Here is a 17796-nt window from a genome sequence, read left to right as displayed (position 1 = left end):
TGACCGGCTGAACTTTCGGTGAGTCTAGGAATTCTCCGCAAAACTCCCTGCCATGGCCGGACTGCGGGCACGGGCGATTCGCGGCGTTGTCTTCCTTGTCAATAGCTCGCTATGGGCTGCAAAAAGACGTCTTGCGTCTCCTCCCTATCCGCGCCCGTTCCCTGGGCGCAGGTGGTGCAGAGAATCCCTGGTTCTGAAAGGTGTTGTTGATGCTCAAAGCATGGGGTTATCTGGCCCGCTCGTCTGTGAAGGCTGGTGTGCTTGCTGCGGTCTTGGCGGTGTTGCCGCCTGTCGTGCAGGCCCGCGGTAGCGGGACTTCTGCATTCGATGGGCCGGTGGTAGCCGTAGCCGAATTGCCGCCCCAAGGCCGCAAAACCTATGCGCTGATCCTCGACGGCGGCCCTTTTCCCTATGACAAGGACGGCTCGGTATTTGGTAACCGTGAACGCATACTGCCCAGGCAGAAGCGGGGTTACTACCGGGAATACACGGTCAAGACACCCGGCTCCCGCGATCGCGGGGCGCGCCGCATCATTTGTGGCGGTCAGGTCGCCACAATGCCCGATACTTGCTACTACACCCAGGATCACTACAGCAGCTTTCGGCGCATTGTGAATTAGCCAGTCAGATTCCTCCTATGTCGCTTTTCCGCAAGAGATGTCTTGCGCTCAGTGATGTGCTAAGTCAACAATGCCCAATGAGCCCCAGGATGGGGTGTGGTTTTTAAAAAATGCTAATGGAAAGAGCAACGGAGATGGACACTCCACTTCGTCAGGTACAAGATACATCGCTGCGTTTCGTGCGTCCGAACATCGTGCAGGCCATCCGTGCCTACCGGTTGGAAGACCTGCGCGACGCAGCCCAGAACCTGGGGCAGCACTTCCTGTACGCCAATCTGGCGCATGCGCTGTCCAAGGCCGATGTGCTCGAGTTGATTGGCATGCAGTTCTATTTTCCGTCGCACTATGGCAAGAACTTCGATGCGCTGTTCGACTGCCTGACGGACCCTTTGCACAAGAGCGGGCCCCAGCCCGGTTTTGTCGTGGTGCTGGACCAGATCCCCACTGCGATGAAGTTCGACCGCGAGGCGCGCGAGCAGCTGCTCGATGTGTTCCGCGATGCGGCCGAGTACTGGGCCGAACGCAAGGTGCCGTTTCGCTGTTTTTACTCTTTCCTCTGATCGGCGTCCTGATTCCCCAGAAAAACGCCCGGCGCAAGCCGGGCGTTTTGCTTGGGGGCGGGGCTGCTTCAAGGTCAGGCAGCGTTGGGTGCGGCCGACAGGCTGGCGGCCGCTTGCTCGTATTCGGCAACCGGTACTTCTTCGGCGCGGCGCTGCAGATCAAAGCTGCCGCCATAGCCTTTGTCCTCCAGCCATTTGCCCAGGGTATTGCGCAGGATCTTGCGGCGCTGGCTGAAGGCGACGCGCACCAGCTCTTCGAGCAGCCTGGCATCCAGCTGGGCGGGTTGCGCGCGCGGGACCATGCGCACCACGGCGCTGTCGACCTTGGGGGGTGGGTCAAAGCTCTCGGGCGGCACGAACAGTACGTTCTCCATCGCATAACGCCACTGCAGCATGACCGTCAGGCGCCCATAGTCCGAGGTGGCAGGCGCGGCCACCATGCGGTCGATGACCTCTTTTTGCAGCATGAAGTGCTGGTCTTCGACCACATCGACCTGTTCGAGCAGGTGGAACAGGATGGGGCTGGAGATGTTGTAGGGCAGGTTGCCGGCGACGCGCAGCTTGGCCACGCCCAGGCGCTGGGCCAGCGCGCGGAAGTCCACCTTCAGCACATCGGACTCGACCACGTCGAGCTGCGGGTGCGTGCGCAGCCGCACGGCCAGGTCGCGGTCCAGCTCGATGACGCTGAGCTTGCCCAGGCGCTCGACCAGCGGCTGGGTCAGCGCCATCAGGCCGGGGCCGATCTCCACCACCGTTTGGCCGGGCAGCGGGTTGATGGCGTCGACGATCGCGTCGATGACGGCGCGATCGGTCAGGAAGTTCTGGCCAAAGCGCTTGCGGGGAATGTGTTTCATGCAATGACAAAGCGGTGCGAAAGCACCGCTCTAAAAGTGGCTTGCCGAGGGCCGGATGATGACACCGCCCCAGCGCCACAGCGCCGGGCAGGGTCATCGCGCCCGGGGCATCCGGGCTGTTACTGGGGCGGCTCGCGGTATTCCACGTAGGCGCGTGCACGGGCTTCCTGTGCCCAGGTGTTGAACGCCTGTTCGAGCTTGTTCTCACGCACGATGGAGCGCACCATGTCACGCTGCTCGCGCTGGTTGAGCTTGGCTTCGCGGCGCTCCAGCAGCTGGATCAGGTGAATACCGAAGCGGCTGGCAATGGGCTGGCTGATCTCGCCGGGCTGCAAGGCGTTGAGCGCTTCTTCGAACTCAGGCACAAACTTGCGCGGGCTGGCCCAGCCCAGGTCGCCGCCTTCCTTGGCGCTGCCGTCTTCGGAATAGCGCTTGGCCAGGTCTTCAAACGTGTCCTGGTGGGCCAGCACGCGGCGGCGGTAGTCTTCCAGGCGCTCAACGGCCTGGGCTTCGCTCAGCTGCGGGCTGGGGCGCAGCAGGATGTGGCGTGCATGGCTCTGGGTGACGATCGCGGGGACTTCGCCGCTGGTCTTCTCCAGCACCTTCAGGATGTGGAAACCGGCGGGCGAGCGCACCGGGCCGGCAATGGCGCCCTGTGGCGTGGCCTGGGTGGCCTTGACGAACAGCTCCGGATAGCGGTCGGCCGGGCGCAGGCCCATGGCACCACCGCCCTTGCCGTCGGGCACATCGGAGAACTCGGCCACGGCCGCATTGAAGTCTTCGCCTGCGCGGATCTTGTCGGCCGCCTGCTGGGCCTTGGCCTGCAGCTGCTTGACCTGGTCTTCGCTGGCGTTTTCCGGCACGGTGATCAGGATGTGGCCCAGGTTGAGCTGGGTGGCCGCGCCGGCGAGGCCTGCCTTGGCCTTCTGCTCGCGCAGGTACTGGTCGATCTCCAGGTCGCTGACGCGCACCTTGGAGTCGACTTCGGCCTCGCGCAGCTTCTGGATCACCAGCTGCTTTTTCAGATCGGAGCGGAACTGGGCTTCGGGAATACCTTCGCTGGCCAGGCGGCGGCGCAGCTCGGGCATGGTCATGCTGTTCTGGCGGGCGACCGACTCTTCGGCCTGCTGCACCGCAAAGTTGTCCACCGTGATGTTGCGCTCGGCAGCCATCTGCAGCTGGATCTTCTGGCCGATCAGCATCTCGAGTGCCTGGCGGCGAGCGGCTTCGGCCGGCATGTTGTTGGCCTCGGCCTGGGCGCGCAGGCGTTCGAACTGCTGCTGCACCTCGACATTGGTGACCGGCTCGGAATTGACGACCGCGACGATGAAGTCCGCCGAGCGGGGCGCACTGGCATTGCGCTGCGCAGCAGCAGGTGCGGCTGCCGTGGGCGCGCCCCGGCCGGTGCCGGGGGCACGCATGCCGGCGGATGCGCCGTCACTGCCAGCCTTGATGCCTTGCGCCGCGCCGGCACCAGCCAGCAAGGCCAGGCTGCAGGCCACGCTCAAAGAGAGAATGCGTTGTTTCATGGTCAGGGAATGCTTCAATCGTAATTGCTGAAACGGCTGGGCACTGCGGAGCCGTTGCCGCTGGGCAGGGACTGGTAGCCGGGCACGTTTTCGCGCATGCTGGCCAGCGGGTCAGCGCCCAGCGTGAGTTTGGTCAGGCCAGTGAATTCCATCTGGAACAGCAGCTTGGTGTTGGACTGCACCAGCGAGTTCTGCAAACGCTGGAGCACGATGCGGCTGCTCCAGCAGCATCCGGCGTATTCCACGCCCACCACCGAGTCCACCAGTTTCTTGTCGCGCATGCTGTAGTTCAAGCGGCCCACAGTGTACCAGCGGCCTTCACCCTTGGCTTTTTTGCCCTTGGAGCCAAAGATTTCATCGACCGGCCACTGCCAGCCCAGGTCCATCTGCTCGCTGTTCTGTGCCTGGTAGCGGTAGGCCAGCGCCAAGGTCTTGTAGTCGCCCGGCTTGTAGCGCGCCTGCATCGTCGATCGCACCGAGCGGCCGCTGTCGGGATTGAACTGCACCGTGGTGTCGAAACCCCATTTGGGCGTCCAGTTGATGCCGGCGCCCAGCATGATGTCCGACCAGCGCTCGTTGACCGGGCTGGCATTTGGCATGACCACGCGCTGGTCCGAGAAGCGCAGGCGCTGGGCGATGCCAAAGCGCGCCGCCTCGGTGCCGGTTTCGGCATCGAGGAAACGCGTGGTGGCGCCGACGGTCAGCATGTTGTTGTCGGCAATGCGGTCGTAGCCGCTGAACGAGTTCGAGCTGAAGATGGTCGCAAAGCTGAAATCGTAGGGCGCCGTGTCGTAGACCGGGATCATGCTCTGATCGCGGTAGGGCGTGTAGGTGTAGAAGGCGCGCGGCTCCAGTGTCTGGATCAGGTTGCGGCCAAACAGCCGCGTGCTGCGCTCAAAGGTCAGGCCGCTGTCCAGGCTCACGGTGGGCACCGTGATGCTGGCGCTGCTGACGGTGGCCAGGCCCGAGTTGTCAAAGTTGTAGTGCCGGGTATTGAGCATCAGCTTGGGCGTGATGTAGCCCTGCGGCGCAATGAAGGGGCGGCTCAGCTCGGCCTGCACATAGCCCCGGTCGGCATTGGGCTGGTTGAGCAGGCTGGTGTCGGCACGGAAGCGCGTGGCATCGGCCTCGATCGAGCCTTCCAAACCCAGCGGCAGGTTTTGCGGCGTGTAGCGGTACTGCAGCTGGGGCATGCGGTCATACGGCGGCACGATCGGCGAGAGCGGGTCCTGCAAGGTCTGCCACTTTTGTGCACGCAGCAGCAGGCTGTGGTCGTCACGCGACCAGCTGGCCGACGCTTCGCTGTTGAGCAGGCGCTCGTTGAGCTTGTAGCTGTTGCCCTGGAAGTCACGCCAGTAGTCGGAGTCGCTGACGCGTTTGGCGTTGATGTTCAGTCCCACGCCGCCGATCGGCGTGTCGATGCTGCCGATGTGCTGCCACAGCCAGGACCAGCGGTCGCGGTCGCGCAGGCGGTCGCCGGGCATGTACAGGCCCGCCAGCGTGCCGTAGTAGGTGGGTTCGAGGTAGCGGAACTCGCCGCCCAGCGCCAGGCCGCGTTTGACCATCGCCGTCGGCGTGATCGTCGCGTCGCGGTTGGGTGCGATGTTCCAGTAATAGGGCTGGGCGTAGGTGAAGCCGCTGTCGCTGTCGAGCGACATCGTCGGCGGCAGCAGGCCCGATTTGCGCTTTTCCGATAGGGGAAAGCTCATCTTGGGGATGGGGATGATCGGCACGCCTTTGAATTCAAGCACGCCGTTCTCGGCGACACCGACTTCTTCGAGGTTGTCGATGCTGATTTTTTCAGCACGGATGATCCAGTCCGGCTGCCAGCTGGCTTCATCGTTGCGCTGGCAGGTGGTATAGGTGCCTTCATGCACGACCGAGCGTTCGCGGTCGATGAAATCCACACGCGAGGCCACGCCATAGCCGTTGTTGGGCAGCAGGCGGTAGTAGGCGTCCTTGAAGAAGCCTTCGTTGGAATCGAGCTGCATCTGCAGCTCGGTGCCGTCAAACACGCTGCCTGCACGGTTGATGTGCACATTGCCATCGGCATAGGCGGTATTGCTGGGCTCGTAAAAGCGCAGACGGTCGGCGCGGATCATCGTGTCGGCGCGGCGCAGGCTGGCATTGCCGGTGACGGTGGTCATGTCTGCCGTCTGACCGGTGAGTTCATCGCCTTCAAGGTAGACCGGCATCTTGCCGCGCTGCTCGGAGCTCAGGTTCTCCTGCAGCCGGGGGCTGGCGCGCAGCACCAGGCCGGCGTCATCGCTGTCAGCGGACGTCTGGGCCAGAACCAGCGCCGGCGAGGCCCAGAGCATGGCCATGCACAAGCCGGCAATGGCGGTCGGAGAAAAGCGGGGTGCGGAGAGGGACAAGGTGCGGGGCGATGGGGGCTTGCCTGCGCGCGCGCGCAGCCCTGCGGCGGCGCCAGCGGGGCGGGGCGAGGCTGGCGCCACATCGGTGAAAGCGTGAATATCCATGGGAAATAGCCACTGGCCTGTGCATCTGCGGTGCATACATGCACACGGATCTGGATCTGGGCCCCAGCCGGGCGGCAGGGCTTTGTAGAATCTGCATTATCCATGAGCCAATCTATTTCCCCCATGTCTGACCCTATTGCTGCACCTTCTGTAGCACCCCAGCCTGACAGCACCGTGCAATCTTTACAGGGCGTTACCCCAGTGGTTTGGGCAGACGCTGCCCGCGCCACACAGTTTGGCGAGTGGCTTGCTGCGGTATCGGCCAGCCATGGTCTGCGCGCCGAGAGCGTTCGCCTAGCATCGGCGGATGCGAGCTTTCGCCGTTATTTGCGGGTGGATGACTTGCAGGGTGGCACGCGCATCATCATGGATGCGCCGCCGGACAAGGAGAACAGCGAACCTTTTGTGAAGGTGCAGGCCTTGCTGGCCCAGGCAGGGCTCAACGCCCCCGAGGTGCTGGACTGGAATGCCGCCCATGGCTTCATGCTGCTGTCCGATCTGGGCACGCAGACGGTGATCGAGAAGCTGCAGCCGCCCGATGCCCAGGCCGCCTACCAGTGGTACATGCAGGCGGTGGATATTCTGGTCGACTGGCAGAAGGCATCGCGTGAAGGCGTGCTGCCGGTCTATGACGAGGCCATTCTGCGCCGCGAGCTGCAGCTGTTCCCCGATTGGTACATCGCCCAGCACCGCCAGGTGCAGCTGAGCGACAAGCAGCAGGCCGTGCTCAACAACGCCTTTGACGCGATCGTGGCCCAGAACCTGTCGGTGCCTCGGGTGTTCGTGCACCGCGACTTCATGATGCGCAACCTGATGGTGCCGCCCACCGCTGGCGCGCCGCTGGGCGTGCTGGATTTCCAGGATGCCCTCTACGGCCCCATCACCTATGACATCGCCAGCCTGATGCGCGATGCCTTCATCAGCTGGGAAGAGGATTTTGTGGTGGACATCACGATCCGCTACTGGGAAAAGGCGCGCAAGGCGGGCCTGCTGGGCGCTGGCAGCCCGTCGGGCTTTGGCGCGGATTTTGGGGACTTCTACCGCGCGGTGGAATGGATGGGCATCCAGCGCCACCTCAAGGTGGCCGGCATCTTTGCCCGCCTGACCCTGCGCGACGGCAAGCCGCGCTACCTGGCCGATGCGCCCCGCTTTCTCCACTACATCCGCGCGACGGCCTCGCGCTACCGCGAGCTGGTGCCGCTGATGCGCCTGGTCCATGAGATTGAAGGCATCGAGGAGCAAGGCGGCTGGATGATGGGCCGGGGCTGAGCCTCTGACCTGACCTACCCGCCCCTGACATCCGTCCACTTTGACCGATCCCCATGCCCCGTTTTTATTGCCCCGTTGAGCTGCGCGCCGGCGCCACCCTGGATCTGCCACCCGAGGCTGCGCGCCATGTGCAGGTGTTTCGCATGCAGCCCGGCGAGCACATCACCTTGTTCAACGGCGAGGCGGGCAGCCCGGCGGGCGAGTACGACGCCAGCATCGTGCAAATGGGCCGCAGCCACGTGACCGTGCAGATAGAGGGCCACACGGCCATCGAGCGCGAAGCGGCCCGTGCCGTGCACCTGCTCGCCGGCATTACCGCTGGCGAGCGCATGGAATGGCTGGTGGAGAAGGCGACCGAGCTGGGCGTGGCCAGCATCACGCCGCTGGAGGCCGAGCGCTCGGTCACCCGCCTCAAGGGCGACCGCGCCACCAAGCGCCAGGAGCGCTGGCAGGCGATTGCCGCGAGCGCCTGCGAGCAATGTGGCCGCAACCAGGTGCCGCGCATCCATGCGCCGGTGGACCTGGCGCAATGGATCAAGGCCGGGAGCCTGGCCGATGCGCAGCGCCTGGTGCTGTCGCTGGCCGAGGGCACGCAGCCGCTGGCCCAGGCGGTGCAGCAAGCAGGTACGCAGCCCCTCGTCTTTCTGTCCGGCCCCGAAGGCGGCCTGTCGCCTGCGGAAGAAGCACTGGCACGCGGCCAGGGCTTTGCGCCCGTCACCCTGGGCCCGCGCGTGCTGCGCGCCGAGACGGCGCCGCTGGCGGCTTTGGGTTATCTGGCGGCCCTTTGACCGCAGTCTGGGCGCTGGCCAGGTGCTGATCAAGCGCTGATCGAACGGCGGCCCTGCCAAAGGGCTGCCACCCACTCCCCCGTTCCCCCAGTCCACCGCCTTGCAAGGCAGCGGTCGCGTTCGCCTGCGCGTCCAGCGCCGCACCATGCTGGGGCTTTTTACATTTCAAATTCCCATTAAATGGGAATTGAATTCTCCATTCAATTCCGACCTAGGGTTTGCGCTAGGTATTTATTCAGAGAGCAATTCGACAATTCTGGCATTGATCTTGCAAGATCATCTGTGTCATTAGTCCCGAGGAATGGGAATTGCAAATGGATGCTTCAGAGTTGTTGGTTGGCGAGCGTACGGCAGCGGATGCCCCGGGTTCCGAGGTGTCGGCGGCCGACCGTGTGCTGCAGGTGCTGGCGGTTCTGGCTTGCGCCGGGCGGCCGCTGTCGGCCAACGAGCTGATGCAGGGCACGGGTTTGCCCCGCAGCAGCCTGTACCGGCAGCTCGCGCGCCTCAAGCGCTTTGGCTTTGTGGCCGACAGCGGTGCGCTGTATGCGCCCGGGCCGCTGGGGCTGCAGCTGGCGCGGGGCTTTGATGATGGCTCCCATTTGGTGCATGTGGCCCGCCCTGTACTGGTGCAGCTGTCACAGCAGACCCAGGAAAGCGCAGGTTTGCTGGTCGCCGCCAATGGCCAGGCCGTGTGCCTGGACATGGTGGAAAGCCCGCTGTCGTTGCGCTGCTCCTTCGACAAGGGCAGCAGCGTGCCGCTGAAGGTTGGGGCGTCTGCCAAATGCGTGCTGGCCTATCTGCCCGCCGTGCAACGCGAAGCGCTGCTGAACCAGCACTATGGCGAAGGCACCCCCGCCCGCGCCGAAGCCGCTGCCGAGCTGCAGGAGCTGCGCACGCAGGGCTACATCACCACGGTGGGCCAGGTCGATGCCGGTGTCTGGGGCTGCAGCGTGCCGGTGTTTGCCAGCGGCCGCCGCGCCGTGGCGGCGCTCAGCCTGATGGCGCCCCACCAGCGTGTGCAGCACCAGCAGGCCCAGCTGGTGCAGGCCACGTTGGCCGCAGCGGCCCGCATCTCCCGCAGTCTGGCTGGATGACATTGATATTTTTGCTTGGTACTTGAATTGAAAAAGGACTCTCCCATGAACTTCCGCCGCCTGGTCTTGAAGACCTCTTTGATCGCCCTGGCCTGTGGTGCAGGCGCTGCCTTTGCCCAGAACAATGTGCTGCGCGTGGCCACCGATGCCACCTTCCCGCCGATGGAATTTGTCGAAAACGGCAAGAAGACCGGCTTCGACGTCGAACTCGTCGAGGCCGTTGCGGCCAAGATGGGCAAGAAGGTCGAATGGATCGATATCGATTTCAAGGGCCTGGTACCCGGTCTGATCGCCCGCCGCTACGACATGGCCGTCTCGGCCATCTACATCACCGATGAGCGCAAGAAGGTGGTGGACTTCACCCAGCCTTACTACGCCGGTGGCCTGGTGGCGATGGTCAAGGAAGGCAGCCCCATCACCAAGCTGAGCGATCTGGACGGCAAGAAGGTGTCCGTGCAGGTGGGCACCAAGTCCGTGGGTTACCTGACCGAACACTTCCCCAAGGTGCAGCGCGTCGAGGTGGAAAAGAACCAGGAAATGTTCAACCTGGTGGATATCGGGCGCGCCGATGCCGCCGTGACCGGCAAGCCTGCTGCGTTCCAGTACAACCGCACCCGTGGCGGCATGAAGGTGCTGGCCGAGCAGATCACCACCGAGGAATACGGCATGGCCATCCGCAAGGACACGCCCGAGCTGACCGCCGCGGTGAACAAGGCGCTCGAGCAGCTCAAGGCTGATGGCGGCTACAAGGCCATCGTGGACAAGTGGTTCCCCGGCAGCAAGTAACCGGCATGGGTGCCGCAGCGCGCTGCCCGGGCAGTGCGCTGATCTGAGACGACAGGATTGACTATGGATTTGGATTTTTCGCCCGTCTGGGCAGGGTGGCCCGATCTGCTGCGCGGTGCAGCGGTGACGGTGGAGATCACGGCCGCAGCGCTGGTGCTGGGTTGCGTGATGGGTCTGCTGATCGGCATTGGCCGGCTCAACCCCAAGAACAGGATCATCTACAGCATCTGCACAGCCTATGTGGCCGTGATCCGGGGCACGCCGCTCCTGGTGCAGCTGTTCATCCTGTTCTTTGGTCTGCCGCAGTTCAACATCATGCTGCCGGCCTTTGCCTGCGGCGTGCTGGGTCTGGGCATCTACTCGGGCGCCTATGTGTCCGAAGTGGTGCGTGGCGCCATCCAGTCCATCGACCGCGGCCAGATGGAGGCAGCGCGCTCCATCGGCATGTCGTCCGGCCAGGCCATGCTGTCGGTGATCCTGCCCCAGGCCATCGTGCGGATGATTCCGCCGCTGGGCAACGAGTTCATTGCACTGATCAAGAACTCGGCGCTGGTCTCGCTGCTGACCATCCACGATGTGATGCACCAGGGCCAGAAGATCATCAGCGTGTCCTACCGCTCGCTGGAAGTGTATTTGGCGATTGCCGTGATTTATTTTGTGTTGACCGGCGTGACCACCCTGGCACTGCGCCATTTTGAGAAGCGCATGCGCGCTGGAGGCATGGTGCAATGACCGCAGCTCCGTTGAATTCCGAATCCATGATCCGCATCCGTGGCCTGCGCAAGGCCTATGGCACGCATGTCGTGCTCGACGGCATCGACTTCGATGTCAAGCCCAAACAGGTGGTGGTCGTCATCGGCCCCAGCGGCTCGGGCAAGAGCACCTTTCTGCGCTGCTGCAATGGGCTGGAGGCGCCGCAAGGCGGCCGCATCGACATCTGTGGCCGCACCCTGGTGCAGGACGGCCAGATGCTGCCCGAGAAAGCCCTCAACGCACTGCGCGAAGAGGTCGGCATGGTGTTCCAGTCCTTCAACCTGTTCCCGCACCTGTCGGTGCTGGACAACGTGACCCTGGGCCCGCGCAAGCTCCATGGCCTCAGCCGCAAGGATGCCGATGCGCTGGCGCATGACCTGCTGCAAAAGGTGGGCCTGGCCCACAAGGCCGATGCGATGCCCGGCAGCCTCTCGGGGGGGCAAAAGCAGCGCGTGGCGATTGCCCGTGCGCTGGCGATGCGCCCCAAGGTGATGCTGTTTGACGAGCCCACCTCGGCGCTCGACCCCGAACTGGTGGGCGAGGTGCTGCAGGTGATGAAGATGCTGGCCGCAGAAGGCATGACGATGATGGTGGTGACCCATGAAATGGGCTTTGCCAAGGAAGTGGCCGATGTGGTTGTCGTCATGGATGGCGGCGGCATCATCGAAGCCGGCGATCCGCAGACCATCTTCAGCAACCCGACCAAGGAGCGCACGCGCAGCTTTTTGCAGGCCGTGTTGACCAAGCAATAAACGGGTAGCTATGAGCATGCAATTTTTCAGCAGCAGCGCGCTGCCCGCTACGCCATGGAAGAACGGCGGCGGTACCACCCAGGAGGTGCTGTGCTGGCCGCCTGGCGCAAGTATCGACAGTTTTGCTTGGCGCATCAGCATTGCGCAAATTGCCAGCAGCGGGCCGTTCTCGGCCTTTGCCGGCGTCGACCGCATCATCACCTTGCTGGACGGTGACGGCGTGCATTTGCAAGCAGCCGATGGCAGCGTGGACCACCTGCTGCAGCACTGCCTGCAGCCTTTTGCGTTTTCGGGCGATGTGGCGCTGGACTGCCAGCTGCTGGGCGGCGCCTCGCAGGATCTGAATGTGATGACCCGGCGTGGCCGGGTGCAGGCGCAGGTCACCATCCACCGGGGTGGCAGACTGGCACTGACCAGTGCCCAGGGCCTGCTGCTGGCGCGGGCGGGCAGCTGGCGCTTGCCTGCGCAGTCGGCCACCTTGACGGCCGGTGGCGAAGACGGCCTGTACTGGACCGCCGCGCTGGGCCAGCCATTGCAGCTGGAGGCGAGCAGCCACGATGCCTGGTTGATCGCCGTCGCGCTGCAGGAGGTAGCTGCCGGTGTCTGATGCGATGAATACCCATAACCAACTGTTTGCCGCCCAGGCCCTGCTGCCCAGCGGCTGGGCCCAGAACGTGCTGCTGCGCTGGGATGCGCAAGGCCGCTTTACCTCCATCGAAACGGGCGTGGAGGCAGCCCGCTGCGCTGGCGTGGCGCAGGCCGCCGGCCCGGTGCTGCCGGGCATGCCCAACTTGCATTCGCATGCCTTCCAGCGCGGCTTTGCCGGGCTCTCGGAGTTCCGGGGCCAGGCGCAGGACAGCTTTTGGAGCTGGCGCAACCTGATGTACCGCTTTGCGGCCCGGCTGGGCCCTCAGCACCTGGAGGCGATTGCCACCTGGCTGTACATCGAGATGCTCGAAGCGGGCTACACCAGCGTCTGCGAGTTCCACTACCTGCACCACCGACCCGATGGCCAGGCCTATGCGCCCGATGGCGAGCTGAGCCTGGCGCTGCTGCGTGCGGCGCAGACGGCGGGCATCGGCATCACCTTGCTGCCGGTGCTGTACCAGAACAGCGGTTTTGGCGGCCAGGCGCCCAATGAGGGACAAAAACGCTTCATCCGCAGCACCGACAACATGCTGCGCCTGCTGGAAACCTTGGCACCGGCCTGCAGCGCCCAAGGCGCAGCGCTGGGCCTGGCACCGCATTCGCTGCGCGCCGTGGCGCCCCAGGCCTTGCAGGAGGCCGTGCAGGGCCTGCATGCACTGAGCGCCCAGGCGCCGGTGCACATCCACATTGCCGAGCAGATGGCCGAGGTCAACGCCTGCGTCGCCTGGAGCGGCCAGCGCCCGGTGGCCTGGCTGCTGGACCATATGCCGGTGGACGCGCGCTGGTGCCTGGTGCATGCAACACACATGGACGAGGCCGAATACGCCGCCGCCGCCGCCTCGCAGGCGGTGGCCGGCCTGTGCCCGCTGACCGAAGCCAACCTGGGCGACGGCATCTTCGACCTGCCGCGCTGGCAGGCCGGCGCGGGCCGCTGGGGCATTGGCTCGGACAGCCATATCGGCGTCAATGCCGCCGAAGAGCTGATGATGCTGGAGTACAGCCAGCGCCTGCAATCGCAGCAGCGCAATGTGGCGGCCAGTACGCAGCAGCCGCATGTAGGCAGCCATATGCTGCTGGCGGCCGTGCAGGGCGGCGCGCAGGCCAGCGGCCGCGCGGTGGCTGGCCTGGCCGTGGGCCAGCAGGCCGATTGGGTGGTGCTCGATGGCCAGCACCTGGCGCTGGCCGGCTTGCCGGCGGCCGAGCAGCTCGATGCCCATGTGTTTGCCAGCAGCCGCAGCAGTGCGGTGGCCAGTGTCTGGGTGGGCGGCCAGTGCCGCGTAGCCGACGGCCGCCACCCGCTGCACCACAGCGCGCAGCGCAGCTTTGTCGCCGCGCGCACCGAACTTCTTCAGGAGCCATGATCCATGCATTTTGAAACCGACCGCGCCGCCTTCGAGTTCCGCCAAGGCACGGCGCCGCTGCTGATCTCCTTCCCCCATGTGGGCACCTATGTGCCGCCGGCGCTGGCCGAGCGCTTTACGCCCGAGGCGCGCGAGGTCCATGACACCGACTGGCACCTGCCGCTGCTCTACGCCTTTGCGCAGGAGATCGGCGCCTCGACCCTGGTGGCCACGCATTCGCGCCTGGTCGTGGACATGAACCGTCCCCCCGATGGCGCCAGCCTCTACCCCGGCCAGAGCGTGACCGGCCTGTGCCCGGTGGACACCTTTGCCGACACCCCCGTCTACCAAAGCGCCGCGCTGCAGCCCGATGATGCCGAGATTGCCCAGCGCCGTGACCAGGTCTGGAAGCCCTACCACGACCAGCTGGCCGCCGAGCTGGCCCGCATCCAGGCCCAGCATGGCGCTGCGGGCCTGTGGGATGCGCATTCGATCCAGTCGGTACTGCCGCGCTTTTTTGACGGCAAGCTGCCCGATCTGAACCTGGGCACCAACAAGGGCGCCAGCTGCGGCGAAGGCCTGGGCGAGGCGCTGCTGGCCGAGGCGCGCAAAGGCGAGGCCGACGGCTTCACCAGCGTGCTCAATGGCCGCTTCCAGGGCGGCTACATCACGCGCCACTATGGCCAGCCGGCACAGAACGTGCATGCCATCCAGCTGGAGATGACGCAGAGCAGCTATATGCAGGAGCACATGCCGTTTGACTACCTGCCGGCCGTAGCCGCCAAGGTGCAGCCCCATGTGCGCCGCATGGTGGAGACCTTGCTGGCCTACGTGCAGCAATCGGCACGCTGATCCCGGCTCCTCCAAAGCGGTATCCAGCGCTTGCACGGCAGGCCAAGGATGCCGCTTTTTTGCTGTACCGGCCCAGCAGGTTTTGCTGCTGGCAGCGCGCGGCTGCCGGGCAAACCGCCCGACAATAGCGGGCTATGACTACTTCTCGCACCGACAACGCGGCAGCCGCTCCTGCGGCGGCTTTCTGGACCGACCTTGAGCAAGCGCTGGGCCCCAACGGCTTTTCGCGCGGCGCAGACGCCATTGCGCAGAAGTACTGGACCGACTGGAGCGGCACGCCGCCGGTGCCGCCGCTGGCGCTGCTGCGCCCGCGCAGCACCGAAGAGGTCAGCGCCTTGCTGCGCATCTGCCATGCCCACCGGGTGCCGGTGGTGCCGCAGGGCGGCCTGACCGGGTTGGCCGGCGCGGCGGTGCCAGTGGCCCATGGCGTGGCGGTGGCGATGGACCGCATGCAGCAGATCGAGGACGTGAATGCGCGCACCGGCCTGATGACGGTGCAGGCAGGGGTGAGCCTGCAGACGGTGCAGGAAGCGGCCGTGGCGGCCGGCTGGGTGTTTGGTGTGGACCTGGGCGCGCGCGGCAGCTGCCAGATTGGCGGCAATGTCTCCACCAACGCAGGGGGCAATGGCGTGCTGCAAAACGGCATGATGCGCGAGCAGGTGCTGGGGCTGGAGGTGGTGCTGGCCGATGGCACGGTGCTGCCGATGCTGCGTCCGATGCTGAAGAACAACACCGGCTACGACCTCAAGCAGTTCTTTATCGGTGCCGAGGGGACCCTGGGCATCATCACCCGCGTGCTGCTGCGCCTGCGGCCCGCTCCGCAGGCCAAGGCCACCTGCATGGTGGCCCTGCCGGGTTTTGACGAGGCGCTGGCGGTGCTGGCGCGCATGCAAGGCCGCTTTGGCAACAGCGTGGCCGCGTTCGAGCTGATGTGGAGCGACTTTGTGCAGACCTCCATGCAGTGGCAAAAGCTCCAGCCCGCGTTTGCCCAGCAGCATCCGCTGCAGGCGCTGATCGATGTGGACGGCAAGGACGAGGCCGCGTTGCGCGCTGCGGTGGAAGAGGCCTTGGGCGAGGCCATGGAGGCCGGCGAGGTGGTGGACGCGGTGATTGCGCAATCGGGCGAGCAGGCCAGGAGCCTGTGGAAGCTGCGTGAGGCGCCGGCCGAGATGACGGCGCACATGCACCCGCCGGTGAACTTCGACGTCAGCCTGCCCCAGGTGGATATTGGCCGCTTTGCCGCTGCCTGCCGCGCCGCCTTTGATGCGCGCTGGCCCGGCCACCACAGCCTGTTCTTTGGCCATGTGGGCGACGGCAACCTGCACGTGACCACCGACAGCCAAACCATCAACGGCGAGGACGAGGCGCTGGAAGCCGTGCTGTACGGCCTGGTGCAGCAGTTCCAGGGCAGTGTTTCTGCCGAGCATGGCATTGGCCTGCACAAGATGCCCTACCTGGGCTTTAGCCGCACCCCGCAGGAGCTGGCCGCCATGCGCGCGATCAAGCAAGCGCTCGATCCGCTGGGGCTGATGAACCCGGGCAAGGTGTTCGCGGCGGACTGAATCCCGTTTTCGCCCCTGTCTTGGAGACCGGCGCCTGCAGCGATGCATGCGCCGGTTTTGCTTTTGGGGGCTGGTCCATGGCCCAGGGCACCGATGTGGTGCGATCTGGCTTTACCCCTTGGCCTCGCCCGCACTGCGCATGCCCGCAGACCCCGTCTCCAGGCGCTTTCCCGTCCGATGGCATAGAAACTGCTACCTTTTGAAACAAACCCGCAATGGATGACAACGTACAAAGGGGATGGCATGCAAATGGTGCAGATGGCTGCGATTGACAAGGCCGATACGGCCTGGCTCTTGGTCTCTACGGTGCTGGTGTTGCTGATGACACTGCCGGGCATTGCGCTCTTCTATGCCGGGCTGGTGCGGCGCAAGAACGTGGTCAATACCATGGTGGCGGTGTTTGCGGTGGCGGCCATGGTGGCGCTGACCTGGTTTGCGCTGGGCTATTCGCTGGCATTCAGCAAGTCGTCGGCCTGGCTGGGCGGGCTGGAGAGGGCCTGGTTCTCGCCCATGCGCCTGGATGCGGCGGCCGGCACCGTGTCCGTCAGCCACCTGGCGCCGCACCTGCCCGAATCGCTGTATGCGCTGTTCCAGATGGCGTTTGCCGTCATCACCACCACCTTGATCATTGGCGCCGTGGTCGAGCGCATGCGCTTTTCGGCACTGCTGCTGTTCTCTGCGCTGTGGAGTGTGCTGGTCTATGCACCGGTGGCCCATTGGGTGTGGGAGAGCGATGGCTGGCTCAACAAGCTGGGCGCGCTGGACTTTGCCGGCGGCGCGGTGGTGCACGTCAATGCGGGGGTGTCAGCGCTCGTCTGCGCGGCCATGCTGGGCCGGCGCCAGGGCTATGGCCGCCAGGCCTTTGAGCCGCACAGCCTGGGCTGGACCGCGATGGGCGCCGCACTGCTGCTGATTGGCTGGTTTGGCTTCAATGCCGGCTCGGCCCTGTCGGCCGATGGCCGGGCCGCGCTGGCCATGCTGGTGACCATGGTGGCCGCTGCGGCTGGTGCGCTGTCCTGGATGCTGGTCGAGTGGTGGGTGCGCGGCGCCCCCACCTTGCTGGGTGTGCTCTCGGGCCTGATTGGTGGCCTGGTGGCCATCACACCGGCTGCCGGTTTTGTGCAGGTAGGCGGTGCGGTCGCCATTGGCCTGATCGCGGGCGTGGCCTGCTTTTGGGGCGCCACCTGGCTCAAGCGCCGGCTAGGTGTGGATGACTCGCTTGATGTGTTTGGCGTGCACGGCGTGGGCGGCATTGCCGGCTCACTGCTCACCGCCGTGTTTGCCGACCGGGCCATTGCCGGGGTGGACGCCACGGTGCTGAACCAGCTGGTCGCGGTGGCGGCGGTGGCCCTCTACAGCGCGGTGGGCAGCGCCATTTTGCTGACCTTGATTCGTGTGGTTCTGCCTTTGCGGGTGACCGCGCAGCAGGAGCTCGATGGGCTGGATGTCAGCCTGCACCAGGAAAGCCAAAACTGAGTTGCCATGCGCGGTGCCGCGCTGCGCCGCCGCGCCACCGGGTTGCACCGCCTTGGGCGTGCAGCCTGCCCATCAGGTTCTGCCACGGAGGAGCTTGTATGAACGACAGTGAACGCCTGGCCATCGCCGCGCATTTGCATGTGGCGCTGCGCCGCAAGACGGGCCGGGTGACCGATACCGAGTGGATGGCCAGCGATACCGCCTATGGCCAGGCGATGGCCCAGTTTGCGCTGAACCATGCCCGCAGCCACCAGGATGCGGAGCTCGAGCGGCTGGCGCTGCGTTTTGCGGCCAGTCTGCCGGGCGCGCCAGCACCGGCGTCAGCGACCCTGGCAACTGCAGCAGCGGTGCCGGCCGCCGATCCAGCTGCACCGCAGGGTCTGGTGGCTTCTGCCAAGCGCTATGTAGGCGGCTTGCGTTGAGGAGATTGCGA

17 protein-coding genes are annotated in these 17796 nt (G+C 65.2%); 14 read left to right on the top strand and 3 right to left on the bottom strand.

Translation table 11 applies throughout. From position 1 onward, the window contains the following. Window positions 1-209 precede the first annotated feature (209 nt). Both ACCQ08_RS06355 and ACCQ08_RS06350 read left to right on the top strand, forming a co-directional pair. On the top strand, window positions 210-620 hold the full coding sequence (locus ACCQ08_RS06355) for a ribonuclease (RefSeq protein WP_239810002.1): 411 nt from the start codon (window positions 210-212) through the stop codon (window positions 618-620). A 134-nt stretch (window positions 621-754) separates the two neighbouring features. Then, entirely contained in the window at window positions 755-1180 is a 426-nt protein-coding gene (locus tag ACCQ08_RS06350) for a barstar family protein (protein ID WP_027010748.1), read from the top strand. Between the two features lie 74 nt (window positions 1181-1254). Here the strand turns inward: ACCQ08_RS06350 and rsmA are convergent, their stop codons facing one another. From rsmA to ACCQ08_RS06335, 3 genes are all read right to left on the bottom strand, one after another. After that, on the bottom strand, window positions 1255-2034 hold the full coding sequence (rsmA, locus tag ACCQ08_RS06345; protein ID WP_312453390.1) for a 16S rRNA (adenine(1518)-N(6)/adenine(1519)-N(6))-dimethyltransferase RsmA: 780 nt from the start codon (window positions 2032-2034) through the stop codon (window positions 1255-1257). Between the two features lie 119 nt (window positions 2035-2153). Further along, window positions 2154-3563, bottom strand: a complete 1410-nt coding sequence (locus tag ACCQ08_RS06340; protein WP_239810000.1) for a peptidylprolyl isomerase — start codon at window positions 3561-3563, stop codon at window positions 2154-2156. 14 nt (window positions 3564-3577) lie between these two features. Continuing rightward, window positions 3578-6043 (bottom strand): LPS-assembly protein LptD, encoded by a 2466-nt coding sequence (locus ACCQ08_RS06335; RefSeq protein ID WP_373449234.1) that lies wholly within the window; start codon window positions 6041-6043, stop codon window positions 3578-3580. A 123-nt stretch (window positions 6044-6166) separates the two neighbouring features. Here ACCQ08_RS06335 and ACCQ08_RS06330 point away from each other — a divergent pair, with 123 nt between their 5' ends. The 12 genes from ACCQ08_RS06330 to ACCQ08_RS06275 all read left to right on the top strand — a co-directional run bounded on the left by ACCQ08_RS06330 (window position 6167) and on the right by ACCQ08_RS06275 (window position 17785). After that, window positions 6167-7312, top strand: coding sequence for an aminoglycoside phosphotransferase family protein (locus ACCQ08_RS06330; protein ID WP_373449233.1), 1146 nt, complete (start codon window positions 6167-6169; stop codon window positions 7310-7312). Between the two features lie 53 nt (window positions 7313-7365). Further along, complete coding sequence (locus ACCQ08_RS06325; RefSeq protein WP_312414721.1) at window positions 7366-8100, top strand: 16S rRNA (uracil(1498)-N(3))-methyltransferase; 735 nt, start codon at window positions 7366-7368, stop codon at window positions 8098-8100. 314 nt (window positions 8101-8414) lie between these two features. Then, window positions 8415-9194, top strand: coding sequence for an IclR family transcriptional regulator (locus ACCQ08_RS06320; protein ID WP_239809996.1), 780 nt, complete (start codon window positions 8415-8417; stop codon window positions 9192-9194). Between the two features lie 45 nt (window positions 9195-9239). Further along, the gene (locus ACCQ08_RS06315) at window positions 9240-9980 is read left to right on the top strand and encodes a transporter substrate-binding domain-containing protein (RefSeq protein ID WP_312414727.1); all 741 of its coding nucleotides are present in this window, start codon (window positions 9240-9242) and stop codon (window positions 9978-9980) included. A gap of 63 nt (window positions 9981-10043) precedes the next feature. After that, complete coding sequence (locus ACCQ08_RS06310; protein ID WP_239809994.1) at window positions 10044-10712, top strand: amino acid ABC transporter permease; 669 nt, start codon at window positions 10044-10046, stop codon at window positions 10710-10712. Then, window positions 10709-11485 (top strand): amino acid ABC transporter ATP-binding protein, encoded by a 777-nt coding sequence (locus ACCQ08_RS06305; RefSeq protein WP_312414731.1) that lies wholly within the window; start codon window positions 10709-10711, stop codon window positions 11483-11485. Before ACCQ08_RS06310 ends, ACCQ08_RS06305 begins: the two co-directional genes overlap by 4 nt. A gap of 10 nt (window positions 11486-11495) precedes the next feature. Further along, window positions 11496-12092: a HutD family protein gene (locus ACCQ08_RS06300; protein WP_373449232.1), complete on the top strand. Its 597-nt coding sequence runs from the start codon at window positions 11496-11498 to the stop codon at window positions 12090-12092. A 4-nt stretch (window positions 12093-12096) separates the two neighbouring features. Next, on the top strand, window positions 12097-13494 hold the full coding sequence (locus ACCQ08_RS06295; RefSeq protein ID WP_373449231.1) for a formimidoylglutamate deiminase: 1398 nt from the start codon (window positions 12097-12099) through the stop codon (window positions 13492-13494). Between the two features lie 3 nt (window positions 13495-13497). Next, window positions 13498-14325, top strand: a complete 828-nt coding sequence (gene hutG / locus ACCQ08_RS06290) for an N-formylglutamate deformylase (RefSeq protein ID WP_373449230.1) — start codon at window positions 13498-13500, stop codon at window positions 14323-14325. Window positions 14326-14459: 134 nt separating this feature from the next. Further along, complete coding sequence (locus tag ACCQ08_RS06285; protein ID WP_239809990.1) at window positions 14460-15887, top strand: FAD-binding oxidoreductase; 1428 nt, start codon at window positions 14460-14462, stop codon at window positions 15885-15887. A gap of 243 nt (window positions 15888-16130) precedes the next feature. Beyond that, on the top strand, window positions 16131-17363 hold the full coding sequence (locus ACCQ08_RS06280) for an ammonium transporter (protein WP_312453463.1): 1233 nt from the start codon (window positions 16131-16133) through the stop codon (window positions 17361-17363). A 98-nt stretch (window positions 17364-17461) separates the two neighbouring features. Further along, window positions 17462-17785, top strand: a complete 324-nt coding sequence (locus tag ACCQ08_RS06275; RefSeq protein ID WP_373449229.1) for a hypothetical protein — start codon at window positions 17462-17464, stop codon at window positions 17783-17785. The last annotated feature ends 11 nt before the right edge of the window (window positions 17786-17796 follow it).

It is taken from the genome of Comamonas sp. SY3 (assembly GCF_041730275.1).
In the GTDB taxonomy this organism is placed as follows: Bacteria; Pseudomonadota; Gammaproteobacteria; order Burkholderiales; family Burkholderiaceae_C; genus Comamonas; species Comamonas sediminis.
Note: the sequence above shows the minus strand (reverse complement) of the source record. Positions and strands in the feature narration are given on the sequence as shown.

What these genes read in the sequence shown, in the direction of transcription:
- ACCQ08_RS06355 (WP_239810002.1), top strand. Translation starts at nt 210, where the DNA reads ATGCTCAAAGCATGGGGTTATCTGGCCCGCTCGTCTGTGAAGGCTGGT.
- ACCQ08_RS06350 (WP_027010748.1), top strand. Translation starts at nt 755, where the DNA reads ATGGACACTCCACTTCGTCAGGTACAAGATACATCGCTGCGTTTCGTG.
- rsmA (WP_312453390.1), bottom strand. Translation starts at nt 2,034, where the DNA reads ATGAAACACATTCCCCGCAAGCGCTTTGGCCAGAACTTCCTGACCGAT.
- ACCQ08_RS06340 (WP_239810000.1), bottom strand. Translation starts at nt 3,563, where the DNA reads ATGAAACAACGCATTCTCTCTTTGAGCGTGGCCTGCAGCCTGGCCTTG.
- ACCQ08_RS06335 (WP_373449234.1), bottom strand. Translation starts at nt 6,043, where the DNA reads ATGGATATTCACGCTTTCACCGATGTGGCGCCAGCCTCGCCCCGCCCC.
- ACCQ08_RS06330 (WP_373449233.1), top strand. Translation starts at nt 6,167, where the DNA reads ATGTCTGACCCTATTGCTGCACCTTCTGTAGCACCCCAGCCTGACAGC.
- ACCQ08_RS06325 (WP_312414721.1), top strand. Translation starts at nt 7,366, where the DNA reads ATGCCCCGTTTTTATTGCCCCGTTGAGCTGCGCGCCGGCGCCACCCTG.
- ACCQ08_RS06320 (WP_239809996.1), top strand. Translation starts at nt 8,415, where the DNA reads ATGGATGCTTCAGAGTTGTTGGTTGGCGAGCGTACGGCAGCGGATGCC.
- ACCQ08_RS06315 (WP_312414727.1), top strand. Translation starts at nt 9,240, where the DNA reads ATGAACTTCCGCCGCCTGGTCTTGAAGACCTCTTTGATCGCCCTGGCC.
- ACCQ08_RS06310 (WP_239809994.1), top strand. Translation starts at nt 10,044, where the DNA reads ATGGATTTGGATTTTTCGCCCGTCTGGGCAGGGTGGCCCGATCTGCTG.
- ACCQ08_RS06305 (WP_312414731.1), top strand. Translation starts at nt 10,709, where the DNA reads ATGACCGCAGCTCCGTTGAATTCCGAATCCATGATCCGCATCCGTGGC.
- ACCQ08_RS06300 (WP_373449232.1), top strand. Translation starts at nt 11,496, where the DNA reads ATGAGCATGCAATTTTTCAGCAGCAGCGCGCTGCCCGCTACGCCATGG.
- ACCQ08_RS06295 (WP_373449231.1), top strand. Translation starts at nt 12,097, where the DNA reads ATGAATACCCATAACCAACTGTTTGCCGCCCAGGCCCTGCTGCCCAGC.
- hutG (WP_373449230.1), top strand. Translation starts at nt 13,498, where the DNA reads ATGCATTTTGAAACCGACCGCGCCGCCTTCGAGTTCCGCCAAGGCACG.
- ACCQ08_RS06285 (WP_239809990.1), top strand. Translation starts at nt 14,460, where the DNA reads ATGACTACTTCTCGCACCGACAACGCGGCAGCCGCTCCTGCGGCGGCT.
- ACCQ08_RS06280 (WP_312453463.1), top strand. Translation starts at nt 16,131, where the DNA reads ATGCAAATGGTGCAGATGGCTGCGATTGACAAGGCCGATACGGCCTGG.
- ACCQ08_RS06275 (WP_373449229.1), top strand. Translation starts at nt 17,462, where the DNA reads ATGAACGACAGTGAACGCCTGGCCATCGCCGCGCATTTGCATGTGGCG.